The organism is Leptolyngbya sp. BL0902 (assembly GCF_016403105.1).
Lineage (GTDB): Bacteria > Cyanobacteriota > Cyanobacteriia > Phormidesmidales > Phormidesmidaceae > Nodosilinea.
Window position 1 is genome coordinate 4017479 of sequence record NZ_CP046155.1, and the last position, 12150, is coordinate 4029628.

Consider the following 12150-nt stretch of genomic DNA (forward strand, 5'->3'; position numbering starts at 1 on the left):
CTCCCTGGGAGAGGGGCTGGGGGTGAGGGCCACATAGACGGGCTAACGGACGGGCAACAGGGTGGCGGGGGTGGGGGCATAGAGATCGAGGGCCATGCCTTCGCGGGCCACAACGCTGTGGGGGAAAGCGGCCTTGGTGTCGGCAGCGATCTGATCCATAAAGTCGTCGTCGTGGGCAGGGTCGTGGTGGAAGATCACCAGGGTTTTGACGTTGGCGGCTTGGGCAATTTTCACGCCTTCCTGCCAGGTGGAATGCCCCCAGCCGACCTTGCTGGATTTGGGATCGCTGTATTCGGCGTCGGTGTAGGTGGCGTCGTAGATCATCACGTCGGCGTCGCGGGCGAGGGCTAACACGTTTTCGTCGAGGCGATCTGGGAAATGCTCGGTGTCGGTGATGTAGGCGGCGGCTTTGCCCTGGCAGGACACCCGATAGCCCACAGATTCGCCGGGGTGATTCAGCAGGGCGTTTTCCACCACCACATCGCCAATGGTGACGGTTTCACCAATGTCAATGTCATGGAATTTGAGGTCGGCCCCCATAATTTGCAGCGGCACCGGGAAGTTGGGGTGCAGCATTTGGTCGTTGAGGCGCTGCTCGATGGTGGATCCGTTGGGGGCGATGGTGCCGTAGATATTGAAGCGGTTGCCCTTGACGAAGGCTGGCACAAAGAAGGGAAAGCCCTGGATGTGATCCCAGTGGGAATGGGTGAAGAACAGGTTGGCCTCTAGGGGCATGTGCCGCAGCAGCGTCACCCCCAATTCCCGCAGACCCGTGCCACCATCAAAAATCAGGCGATGGTCGCCCACCATCATTTCAATGCAGGAGGTATTCCCCCCGTAGCGAACCGTGGGTGCCCCCGGACAGGCGATACTGCCGCGAACGCCCCAAAACCTGACTAAAAATTGCGGGTTTAGCTCGGCCATGAATCTTTAGGTATCAAAAGGAACGCGGGCAGGTATAACCAGTCAATTCTGCCTTGGGGTAACGTTATCAGGATAGTGCGGAGGATTCTTCTTATAGTAATGAAGTTTTTGGGTTCTGGTCAGTGATTTCTGTCAACACTTATCTTACTGAGCAACAGCCATCACCGTTGCTTTTCCGTATCGACCCTGTCCTATCGCCCTAGGACGGCAGCCCCTTCGTAGAAGAAGATTCCGGCAACGCAACCTGTCATCAGGGTCGCCAAGGTTCCGGCCCACAGGGCTTTCCAGGCGAGTTCGCTAATTTCGTGGCGGCGGGAGGGCACAATTCCCGACAGCCCACCCACAAAAATCCCCACGGAGGGCAGGTGGGCAAAGCCGCAGAGCACATAGCTGACAATCACCAGGGCACGGTCGCTGAGGGTGCCATCTTGGGAGAATTGGCCCAGAGCCAAGTAGGGGGGAATGGCGGTTTCTAAGAAGCGACTGCCAATTAACTGCGAAGAAATCCAGAGTTCTTGCCAGTCTAGGGACACTCCGGTCAAAAATGTGAGGGGCAGGAACACGGCTCCCATGATGTTTTTGAGCGTGACCACCTGGAACACCTGGCCAATGATTCGCCACAGGAAGAAAGAACTACCCGCCAACTGGGCCAACTGACCAAACACAATGTTGAGCAGCGCAATGAGTCCCAGAATGGCGATCAGCGCGGCGGCGATGCCCGTGGCCATTTTGACTCCGTCCAGTGCGCCGAGGATCAGGCTATCCATGGGGCTTTGGCGTTCCTCTTCGGCCATTTCCACGGCGGGCACCTGGCCTAGGGTTTCGGGCTCCTCAGTTTCGGGCACCAAAATTTTGGCCATCACAAAGGCGGCGGGAATGGTAAGCACCGAAGCCGCCATCAGGTGTCCGGCGATGGAGGGGAAGGAGCCCCGCAAAAATCCGGCATAGAGCCCCAACACTGTGGAGGCAATCGACCCAAACATGGAAGCCAAAATCGCGCAAAGTTCGCTGCGGGTCATCCGTTCCAAAAAGGGCTTAATGGCAATGGCCGACTCAATGCCCACAAAAATGTTCGCCGCCCCCGCTAGGGCTTCCGCTCCACTAATGCCCATCGCCCACCGAAAGAACCGGGCAAATACCCGCACCACGGGCTGGATCACCCCCAGGTTATACAGCAGGGCAAAGATAGACGAGAAAAACACCACCTGCGGCAGCGACCGAAAGGCAAAGATGTAGCCCAAATCTAAGTTTGCCGCCCCCAGCCGATCCCCCGGCACAGGCACAAAGGGGTCGGTTAGGGCACGGGCAATCCAGCGTCCGGCCCCCGCTGGCCCCGCCGGAGTGGCCGGGGGTACCAAAATATTGCCAAACAAAAACCGCGCCCCAGCATCGGAGGCATCGATCAACCCGTTCAACAGCCCGCTCAACCACACCACGGCATCGCGGCTGATGGGCAGCAGAAAAATCAGCAGCCCCACCACCAACTGCACCGCAATGCCCCACTGAATAATCTTCCAGGGCACCCGCTGCCGATCCTCCGACCCCAGCCACGCAATAAAGCACAGTCCAGCTAGTCCCAAGAGCGAAATGAAACGCAGAGCCATGGTGCCATCCTTAGCAAACCTGCCCCCGATTATGCCGAAGACTGCCCCCATCGCAACAAAATAGCGACGGAGCTTAACGTTCCCAACCAGCAGCAGATCTCCTCGATACCAAGAACTGAAGCAGCCCAACGGTGAAGTTATGCGGCGGCAAATGACCTTGAACACTCACCGATAACCTCCGCTCTGTCCGCACCAACGACGTGTTAGCTGGCTCGACAGTGCACAGGCCTTTACTGGCTCAGTGGCCTAAAATAGTGAGGATAGAATCGTCCCGTTGGGCTTCGCCATCGGGGGTTTGGTGTTCTTCTCGGAAGTGGCCACCGCAGGATTCTTCCCGTTGTAGGGCATCCCGTGCCATCAGTTCAGCGAGGTCGATGAAGTCGGCGACTCGTCTGGCACATTCGAGGTTTTTGTCGATGCTTTTGTGCGGTGTCTAACCCCATTCCCCTGGCTGACTATCAAGTTTATGGGGCTAGAAATCGACGCCGGGGTAGACCGCTATGCCCACCAGCAGGGACTATTTTGATGAAACAATCTGGGATACTGTGGTCATCGCTAACGCTGGAGTCAAGTCGCCGCGCGTAGAACAGTCGGCTTGAACGACTTGTTATGCCCCCAGTCTAACCATATTAGTTGTAGCTGTCTTTAATGTACATGTACAATATAATGTACATTAAAGAGGTGCCCTATGGACGCTATCTCGTATACTGCTGCCCGCCAAAACCTGGCAAAAACCATGGATCGAGTTTGCTCGGATCATGAGCCCATCATCATTACCCGCAACAATGAGCAGTCTGTAGTGATGATTTCCCTGGAGGATTTCAATGCCCTGGAGGAAACCGCATACCTGCTACGTAGCCCCAAAAACGCCAAGCGACTGCTTGAATCCATTGCTCAACTCGAAGCCAGCGGCGGCACAGAAAAGGAGCTGGATGATTGAAAATAATATTTGCTGAAGCCGCGTGGGAAGATTATCTGTATTGGCAGAAAACTGACAAGAAAATGCTTCAACGCATCAATGAACTTATCAAAACCGCCATCAGAACCCCATTTGAAGGAATCGGTAAGCCTGAACCCCTCAAGCACGGATTGAAAGGATATTGGTCTCGCCGAATCACAGACGAACACCGTCTTGTATATAAAGTTCAAGATGACTCAATCCTGATCGCTCAGTGTCGATACCACTATTAGCATAATGTTCCCAACCAGCGGCGGCAGATCCCCTCGATGCAGCATCAGCGGCTTTCGTCCATCCACTGCGTTGGGGTTGTTGGGATGTTGGCTGTACCCCAGTTCAAACTAACGCCCAGTCACTTCACCTAGTGACGCTTGAATCACCTCATCACTGACACCATGACGCTTAAGACTTGCAATCAATGCAGATACCGCGTCACCTTCCAAACGCTCTAGGTCAGCTCGCAACCCTTGCCCGATATAAGCACGTACTAAAGGTTGATACCCAGAAAAACCAAGCAGGGGTGCAACTTGCTTCAAGTCCTCAATCACATCTTCAGGCATCCGAATGGTGATTGTTGTCATGGGACGATTTCTATCCAATCGCTTCTTCAACGCTTCAGGCTTCATAAAATTCCCGATCCTTCCGTGTTGCTTTACGAGCTGAAATGATCCGAATGATGTCGTTTTCCCGCTCAACGAAGACAACATACAGCAAGTTCCAACGTCGATCTAGACCAATAACGGCATCTCGCGCTTCATCGTTACGACTTGCATCGACAACCACAAGCAATGGATCGAAGAAGACTTCTGCGGCTTGTTGAAACGTAACACCGTCGTGGTTTATCGGGTTGATCCCGGCTTTCTTGTCATTCCAGACAAACGTAATGCCATTGAGAACGAAATACACATCCATGCCTATAGTGTAGTCAGGACGTATTTACATTGTCAATACGTTTTAATGCTGCAACTGGGTTGGCGAAATCGCTTTCGGCACTCAACAGAAGCGATTTGAGTACCATCCCAACCAAGGACTGAATCAGCCTAACGTTCCCCTTCAGCGGCGGTAAGCAGCCTAGAACTCAGGACAAGCAGCTATCTACCGTCCGCTGCAAGGGGGTTGTTATACGGCTGTTGGCACTTAGGAACTTATAGCACTAACACAAAGGTTTATAGAACTTGAAAAACAACTGTACTTACCTTAAGATAGGGTACTTAATTCTAGTTTCGCAGGCGAAACCCATGTCTACAGGATATTTTTCTGTGAAAGAAACCTCTGAAATGCTTGGCTATTCAGAACAATACGTTCGCAAGCTGCTTAGGAGTGGTGAACTCAGCGGAGAATTGATCAGTAATAGATGGGTGATCGCATCAGAATCAGCTAATGAATATCGCTATAAAGAAAATGAAGTGGATTCTGTTATTCCAGATCATGAGAGACGGTCTTCTAGTAAACCTCATTTGAAGGCTTTAAGCTTTTTTTCTGGCTGCATGGGACTTGATTTGGGGCTGGAAAAAGAAGGAATTGAAGTAATCCTTGCTTGCGAAGTAGATAAAGCAGCACGAAGGACAATCGAATCAAATAAACCTGATATTGCTCTAATTGGCGATATCAGAGACTATTCAGCTAGCCAGATCAGAGAAAAGGCAGGATTAACCCTTCAAGACGATATTGATGTAATAGTTGGTGGTCCACCATGCCAAGCCTTTAGTAGTGCTGGCAAGAGACAAGGTTTCAATGATGATCGAGGTAATGTGTTTCTAACGTTCATCGATTTGATTATTGAACTGAGACCCAAATTTGCAATTATTGAAAACGTCCGAGGTTTATTATCTGCTCCGTTAAAGCACAGACCCCACGAAATGAGAGGGAGCCAATATCCACCACTTTCTCAAGAAGAACAAAGAGGGGGGGCACTTCTCCATATTATTCATAAATTGAAAAAAGCAGGCTATGGCGTGTCTTTCAACCTGTATAATTCAGCTAATTTTGGCTCACCTCAGCAACGAGAGAGAGTTGTCATCACTTGTAGTCGAGATGGAGAAAGGCTCCCTTACCTCACACCTACGCATTCCGAACAGGGCTTATATGATCTGCCGAAGTGGAACACCCTCAGAGACGCACTTGCAGGATTGCCAAAAGATGGACATAATTTTGTTAAATTCCCAGATAAGCGTCTTAGATACTATCGACTTCTCAAGTCTGGACAATACTGGCGTGATCTACCAGTGGAGTTGCAACCAGAGGCATTAGGAGCGTCGTATCACGCCGGAGGTGGAAAAACAGGTTTTTATCGGAGATTATCTTGGGATAAACCTTCTCCTACCCTCGTTACTCACCCAGCAATGCCTGCAACAGATTTAGCACATCCAGAAGAGGATCGACCTCTTAGTATTCAGGAGTATAAACGTATACAAGAGTTTCCTGACGATTGGATTATTGAAGGTACTTTATTAGATCAATATCGCCAGGTTGGAAATGCCGTCCCTTGTTCTCTGGGTCGAGCGATCGGAAGGGCGTTAGTAAACCATCTTAATGGTATAGAAGTAGTTTCTTATAAGGACTTTCCCTATTCTCGATATCTTAAAACTGATGATATCAGTTGGGAAATGGATATTGTAGGAAACACTCATTCTAGTTCTATGAAACAACTTTCCCTATCTTTGATATAGAGCAATATCTTTGATATAGAGCAATTTCCAGCATCCTTAAGTAGGATTCTTTTGTTGGAAATCTATGTAAGCAGCTTGAATTTTGAGTATCATTTGCTTTACATGAGACTTCAGTAGCTCATAATCAAGTCCTACCATAGACCAGAATTCAGCACCACAAGCGCGAGGAATACTTGTGCTTGAAAACGTCCAATTACCTCCTGTACAAAAAGCGGCTGCGAAAAGCCGATTTTGATGAAGTTCTAGCTCACTTCTTGATCTTGGTGCTTGACTTCCTGTAAGAGTATTCCGCTGTGTTTTGATTTGCACAAATACAGGGGCACCTTCTCCTTCTCTGAGAAGAATTGAATCGATACCCGTAATTTTGATCCCAAAATCTTTTTCTGGGCTGATCGCATAGGGACTAATATTGGCGATTGTCTCCCATAGATCTCCCATCGGTCTACTTAACTGTCTGGAGATCGAATTACTTTCAACAAAAACGGCGGCTCCACACAGTTCATAGAGATTGCGTGGGCTGGCTTCCATTTCCGCTGGTGATCTCACTAGTGCTGGAATTGCTGTGATAAAGCGACTTGCAAACTGTTCGCACTCGTTTGAGATTGCCGTAGACTGACGATCCCGTTCGAGAATAGATCCCTGAGAAATATCCACTTGAATCTGGTGGTGGATAAATTCAGGCAAAGCTGGTGTGAGTACGGACGAAATCTGGTAAGCGCGATGTAGGTCACTATTCAGTTCCCCAGGCACATTGACCAAGCTTGCAGATTCTTCGATCAATTTTAATCTGGCTGAAATTGAGAGCGGTATGAGTTGATCGGCTTGAATTGGTTGCATAGAACTTAATAATTGGCTGCTTATCAACTTTACCTGCTGTTGCTGGCTGATAACAGCCTGAGACTGTGAACTCAGCTAGGCAACCTAGATGTACTGCCTTCACATATAACTTGAAGCCGTATAACTCTTTATTAGAGGGAAATTTTCCGCCTAATACCCTTATACGGGATCTTAGGTGGAAATCTGTCCGTCTAAACACCCCTATAGGGATCTTAGGTGGAAAAAATTCAGCCTAAATGCCGAATATGGGATCTTAGGTGGAAAATTTCAGTATAAACACCCGACGCTATGGGCACCCTACAACTTAAGTTTTCCTTATGAATAGTACGAATTTACGTATGGATGCATCGCCTCCTCCACCTAAACGACTGCTTGACCAAGTGCGGGACGCCATTCGGCGGAAATGCTGCTTTTGCCGAGTAGATCAGGCTAAATGCAAAGGTGCTACTTATAGCTGCGCTGAGTAAGCTGTACATTTTCAAACGCCAGGTCTTCCTGATGCAGTTGTGGCACTTGTCCTTCGCCACGATATTCCCAGGCCGAAACCACGGCGAAGTTATCGTCGTCCCGTTGGGCTTCGCCGTCGGGGGTTTGGTGTTCTTCGCGGAAGTGGCCGCCGCAGGATTCTTCCCGTTGCAGGGCATCCCGTGCCATCAGTTCAGCGAGGTCGATAAAGTCCGCCACTCGTCCGGCAAATTCCAGGTTTTTGTTGAGGGTGTTGGCCTCACCGGGGAGTTTGAGGTTCTGCCAATATTCGGTGCGTAGGGCTTGGATTTCGGTGATGGCCTGTTCCAAACCTTCGCGATTTCTGGCCATGCCAACGTTGTCCCACACAATGCGGCCCAGCTCTCGGTGAAATTCCATCACGGTCTTTTCGCCCTGGATAGACAGCAGCTTGGTGATGCGGGCTTTGACCGTGGCTTCCGCTTCGCCAAAGGCATCGTCGTCGGTGGAAACAGGGGCGAGGGATTGGTTTGCCAGGTAGTCGCCTAGGGTGTAGGGGATGACAAAATAGCCATCGGCCAAACCTTGCATCAGCGCACTGGCCCCCAGGCGGTTGGCTCCGTGGTCGGAAAAATTGGCTTCCCCCAGCACAAACAGGCCGGGGATGGTGCTCATCAGGTGGTAATCGACCCAGAGGCCGCCCATGGTGTAGTGAACGGCGGGGTAGATGCGCATGGGCACTTCGTAGGGGTTTTCGCCGGAGATGCGCTGGTACATGTCGAACAGGTTGCCGTAGCGGGCGGCGATGGTGGCTTGGCCGTGGCTTTGGATCGCTTCCCGGAAGTCCAGGTACACCGCCAAGCCCGTTTCGCCCACGCCGCGCCCTTCGTCGGTGATGGCCTTGGCGTTGCGGGAGGCCACGTCCCTAGGGACGAGGTTGCCGAAGGTGGGGTAGCGGGTTTCCAGGTAATAGTCCCGTTCGTGGTCGGGGATGTCGTTGGGGTGGCGGGGGTCGCCCGGTTGTTTGGGCACCCAGACGCGGCCATCGTTGCGGAGACCCTCGCTCATCAGGGTGAGTTTGGATTGGTAATCGCCGGAAACCGGGATGCAGGTGGGGTGGATTTGCGTATAGCAAGGGTTGGCAAAAAACGCCCCCCGCCGATGGCAGCGCCAAGCCGCCGTGACGTTGGAATTTTTGGCGTTGGTAGACAGGTAATAGACGTTGCCATAGCCGCCCGTGCAGAGCAGCACCGCATCTCCGGCGTAGCGCTCATACTCCCCCGTCACCAGGTTGCGAACGACGATGCCCCGCGCCTGACCATCCACCAGCACCAAATCCAGCATTTCCCGGCGGGAGTAGACCTCGATGTTGCCCGCCCGCACCATCCGCATCATGGCGCTGTAGGCTCCGAGGAGAAGCTGCTGTCCGGTTTGGCCCCTGGCGTAGAACGTCCGCGATACCTGCGCCCCGCCGAAGGATCGGTTGTCCAACAGACCGCCATACTCCCGGGCAAAGGGCACCCCCTGGGCCACACATTGGTCGATGATGCCGTTGCTAATTTCCGCGAGGCGGTGAACGTTGGCTTCCCTGGCCCGATAGTCGCCACCCTTGATGGTGTCGTAGAACAAGCGCCAAACGCTATCGCCATCGTTGGGATAATTCTTACTGGCGTTGATGCCGCCCTGGGCCGCAATGCTGTGGGCGCGGCGGGGAGAATCTTGAATGCAAAAGCTTTTGACGTGGTAGCCCAGTTCCGCCAGGGAGGCCGCTGCCGAAGCCCCCGCCAGTCCGGTACCCACAATCAACACCGTATGCCGCTGCTTGTTTTTGGGACTCACCAGGCGGCAGTGATCCTTAAAATCGCTCCATTTTTGGCTGAGGGGGCCGGAGGGAATGCGGGAGTTGAGCATGGGGCCAGGGGAGGGAAGGACAAGCTCGGACAGTTAGCACTATTATCTAACCGAACTTCAGAAACGGCATGGTGGAGGCTGGATCAGCGACAAAGTCGTTGTTCGCAGAGGTCGATCAGGTGGGGGGTGATGGCTTGGCGGCTGGGCATTTGGTGGCTGATGGCGATGTGGCGCACCAGGGTGAGGGTTTTGTACGCCGCGATGGACTCGCGGTCAAGGGCTGGATTGAGGCGGCAGGCACCCTCGACAAAGGCGGCTTCCTGGGCAGAGTGGCCGTTGGGATGGCCGAAGGTACGGAGGCTGTGCTCTGTCAGGTGGGCGACGAAATTGCCGATATCTAGAGCCGGATCGCCTTCGCAGTACAGGTCAAGATCCAGCAAATACAGACGATCATGGTCTGATCGTTGGGACTTTGGGCCGTCCGCTATCAGCACTTGATCGGGGTAAAAGTCTCGATGGATGCCTGTGGGGGCGGCGGGGGCCAGGGTGGCAGCGAGAGCGGTGCAGCGCTCCAATAGACCCGTGAGCCGATCTCGCCAGTGGGGATAATCCGTGGCGACGGCAGGCAAGCGTTCGTGCAAAATCCGCAGTTCGTCCTCTAGGGTATGAGATTTTGCGGGGGCGATCTTAGCCTGGTGGAGCTTGGTGATGGCGGCGGCCACCTGTTCCCACAGCCCTGCGCTATGGGATTGTCCTAGGCAATCCGTGGTGATTTTCCCCGGCACCCAAGCCTGAAACCACAGGTGAAAATCCGGCAAAATGCCGAGGGGCTGCGGCACCGAAAGACCATCGGCACTGCCATCGTCAAAACTCTGGTGCCAAAGCTGCTGCTGGAGCTGGTAGGTGCGATGATCGGCCCCACGGGAGCGGCCCTTGCCCAGCAGGGTCAGGGTTTTGCCATCAGCCAGGGATACATCATAGGCTATCAGCGCCCGACGCCCAGGTTTGTGGCGCAGCACCCGAATGTCTTGCAGGGTCAGCGGTTGGCCCACCATATTCGCAAGGTGAGGCGCGATGGTGGCACCCTCCAGCGCCGGAGCGAGGGCCGCGAGGGCAGAGTCTTGCATGAGGGAAATCGCCATAGACAGAGAATCGAAATTAAGGTGGGCGGAGAGGGCTGGACTGAGGACAACGATGGGGCAACGAGCGGATCAAGACAAGCTCCTAGGGGTCGGGCGTGTCATCAAAATGGTGGGGATCTACCTTGAGGGTGAGGCGCAGGGGCAGAAATAACTGCCAGCGAATGGCCACCGCCCGAATACCAAAAATTAGCCCCATCGCCACAAGCCGACCCAGGGGAGCAGGCAAGGTTTTCAGCAGCAGCACGTAGAGGATACCGCCAAACACAATCGGGGTGGCATAGAGCTCCCTCGACAGCAGCATCGTAGGCCGATGGGTGACAACATCTCGCAAAATCCCTCCGGCAATGCTGGTAATCAGACCCATCACCACCGCCACCGCCGCCGGATGTTCCAAGGACAGAGTCTTATCAATGGCCTGCACCGAAAACAGCGCTACCCCCATGGCATCCAAATAGGACAGCAGCCGAGGCGGCAGTTTGAGGATAAAACGAAAGCCGAGGAACGTGGCAAAGGACGCCCCCAACGCCACCCAAAAGGCGGTGAGATCCAGCAGCCAAAAGACAGGCACGTCCAAAATTACGTCCCGCAGGGTGCCGCCGCCAATGGCCGTTAGCAGCCCCACCACCACCACACTAAAAATATCCAACCGCTGCCGCGCCGCCGACAACACCCCCGAAATCGCAAACACCGCCACCCCCACCTGGGCCAAAATATACTCCATCACTGCACCCTCTATCGCCAATGTTTCCTATTGTGCAGGCATTGCTCCAGCACTAAAGAACTGACTTCAACCATACTCCAATTTTTTAGCCCTTAGTTTCGTTACCTTTTGCTTCAAAAAAACACCTTAATAGCCTTTTTCGGATAGAAATGAATAAGACTCTAGAATAAAAAATGATGCTCTCGCAACAAGAGCAGATCGCTTGAACTACGAGTCTATCCGCTAAGTCATAAACGACGTATTCCTAAGAAATAAACCTTCTGATTAGAATCCGTCGAATGAGGGCAACATCATCTCCGTCCGGTGCGAGACCTAGATTCTTGTTGCTCCCTTCTTGGTCGGTCAATCCTTCTGTTGTTGTTTGTCGTTTGTCGCTATTTCGTCTAGCTCAAGCATTTAGCTTTAGCTAGATCAACCTATGGCGACCTAATAACATCACGATGATCCAGGATGCTAAGCATTTCAGGGTTCATTGTGTGTTGCACGTAAACACCTTTCACAACTGTGAGGTTAATATGACCAACACTCGCGCTTTCCCATGGTTCCGAGGTTTTCTATCTGGTTTAATTCTATCTGCGGTCGCTGTGCCAACTGCCATGACGCTAGCCCAATCCTATCCCCCTTCATTCCAAGACCTATGGGAAGTTCAGGGCGATATTCGCGGCTGTCGAATGGTAATTGAGGCAACCCAAGCTGAAGTTTTTGATAACACTGAGCTGTATGCCAAACCTGCAAACCAAATTGGCACCTTTCCAGGTGGAACATATGTCTTCTTAACGGGGGTTTTTCGGAAGTTTGATGGGACTACGGCTGTGCAGGTCTACACCTTTAATGAAGCTTGGTTTGAGAATGAGGATACCCAGGCCAATTTTAGACCTCTTGGAGCACAGCATTTCCCACAACCCGTGGGATGGGTTGATGCCAGAAAGCTAACGCCCTGCTACTAAGGCGTGCGACTAAGATAACTCGCCTCTTTATCGAGCTAGCTTTAGCAGCCTGA

General features: G+C 52.6%; 13 protein-coding genes. 4 read left to right on the forward strand and 9 right to left on the reverse strand.

The genetic code is table 11. From position 1 onward, the window contains the following. Nucleotides 1–42: 42 nt before the first annotated feature. The 3 genes from GFS31_RS17790 to GFS31_RS17800 all read right to left on the reverse strand — a co-directional run bounded on the left by GFS31_RS17790 (nt 43) and on the right by GFS31_RS17800 (nt 2946). Nucleotides 43–924: an MBL fold metallo-hydrolase gene (locus tag GFS31_RS17790; RefSeq protein ID WP_198806073.1), complete on the reverse strand. Its 882-nt coding sequence runs from the start codon at nt 922–924 to the stop codon at nt 43–45. Between the two features lie 191 nt (nt 925–1115). After that, nucleotides 1116–2528, reverse strand: coding sequence for a NupC/NupG family nucleoside CNT transporter (locus tag GFS31_RS17795; RefSeq protein ID WP_198806074.1), 1413 nt, complete (start codon nt 2526–2528; stop codon nt 1116–1118). Between the two features lie 238 nt (nt 2529–2766). Beyond that, complete coding sequence (locus tag GFS31_RS17800) at nt 2767–2946, reverse strand: hypothetical protein (RefSeq protein ID WP_198808302.1); 180 nt, start codon at nt 2944–2946, stop codon at nt 2767–2769. Nucleotides 2947–3216: 270 nt separating this feature from the next. On the opposite strand from GFS31_RS17800, the gene GFS31_RS17805 reads away from it, so the two are divergent. Both GFS31_RS17805 and GFS31_RS17810 read left to right on the forward strand, forming a co-directional pair. Beyond that, nucleotides 3217–3468: a type II toxin-antitoxin system Phd/YefM family antitoxin gene (locus tag GFS31_RS17805; RefSeq protein ID WP_198806075.1), complete on the forward strand. Its 252-nt coding sequence runs from the start codon at nt 3217–3219 to the stop codon at nt 3466–3468. After that, a complete protein-coding gene (locus tag GFS31_RS17810; protein ID WP_198806076.1) occupies nt 3465–3719 on the forward strand; it encodes a Txe/YoeB family addiction module toxin in 255 nt (84 codons plus the stop codon). The genes GFS31_RS17805 and GFS31_RS17810 overlap by 4 nt, the downstream gene beginning before the upstream one ends. 108 nt (nt 3720–3827) lie before the next feature. Here GFS31_RS17810 and GFS31_RS17815 read toward each other — a convergent pair whose 3' ends face one another. Together GFS31_RS17815 and GFS31_RS17820 are read right to left on the reverse strand one after the other, a co-directional pair. After that, nucleotides 3828–4112, reverse strand: coding sequence for a hypothetical protein (locus tag GFS31_RS17815; RefSeq protein WP_198806077.1), 285 nt, complete (start codon nt 4110–4112; stop codon nt 3828–3830). After that, entirely contained in the window at nt 4102–4398 is a 297-nt protein-coding gene (locus GFS31_RS17820) for a BrnT family toxin (RefSeq protein WP_198806078.1), read from the reverse strand. The genes GFS31_RS17815 and GFS31_RS17820 overlap by 11 nt, the downstream gene beginning before the upstream one ends. 326 nt (nt 4399–4724) lie before the next feature. Between GFS31_RS17820 and GFS31_RS17825 the strand changes: the two genes are divergently transcribed. After that, nucleotides 4725–6155: a DNA cytosine methyltransferase gene (locus GFS31_RS17825; protein WP_225907489.1), complete on the forward strand. Its 1431-nt coding sequence runs from the start codon at nt 4725–4727 to the stop codon at nt 6153–6155. Nucleotides 6156–6191: 36 nt separating this feature from the next. Here GFS31_RS17825 and GFS31_RS17830 read toward each other — a convergent pair whose 3' ends face one another. From GFS31_RS17830 to GFS31_RS17845, 4 genes are all read right to left on the reverse strand, one after another. Beyond that, nucleotides 6192–6992, reverse strand: a complete 801-nt coding sequence (locus GFS31_RS17830) for a hypothetical protein (RefSeq protein ID WP_198806079.1) — start codon at nt 6990–6992, stop codon at nt 6192–6194. Nucleotides 6993–7436: 444 nt separating this feature from the next. Then, complete coding sequence (locus GFS31_RS17835; RefSeq protein ID WP_198806080.1) at nt 7437–9347, reverse strand: fumarate reductase/succinate dehydrogenase flavoprotein subunit; 1911 nt, start codon at nt 9345–9347, stop codon at nt 7437–7439. Nucleotides 9348–9430: 83 nt separating this feature from the next. Then, nucleotides 9431–10429, reverse strand: a complete 999-nt coding sequence (locus tag GFS31_RS17840) for a phosphotransferase (RefSeq protein WP_198806081.1) — start codon at nt 10427–10429, stop codon at nt 9431–9433. An 82-nt stretch (nt 10430–10511) separates the two neighbouring features. Beyond that, a complete protein-coding gene (locus GFS31_RS17845) occupies nt 10512–11150 on the reverse strand; it encodes a trimeric intracellular cation channel family protein (RefSeq protein ID WP_198806082.1) in 639 nt (212 codons plus the stop codon). A gap of 515 nt (nt 11151–11665) precedes the next feature. Here GFS31_RS17845 and GFS31_RS17850 point away from each other — a divergent pair. Continuing rightward, nucleotides 11666–12097 carry a hypothetical protein gene (locus GFS31_RS17850; RefSeq protein ID WP_198806083.1) on the forward strand — a complete coding sequence of 144 codons (432 nt, stop codon included), beginning with the start codon at nt 11666–11668 and terminating at the stop codon, nt 12095–12097. Nucleotides 12098–12150 lie beyond the last annotated feature (53 nt).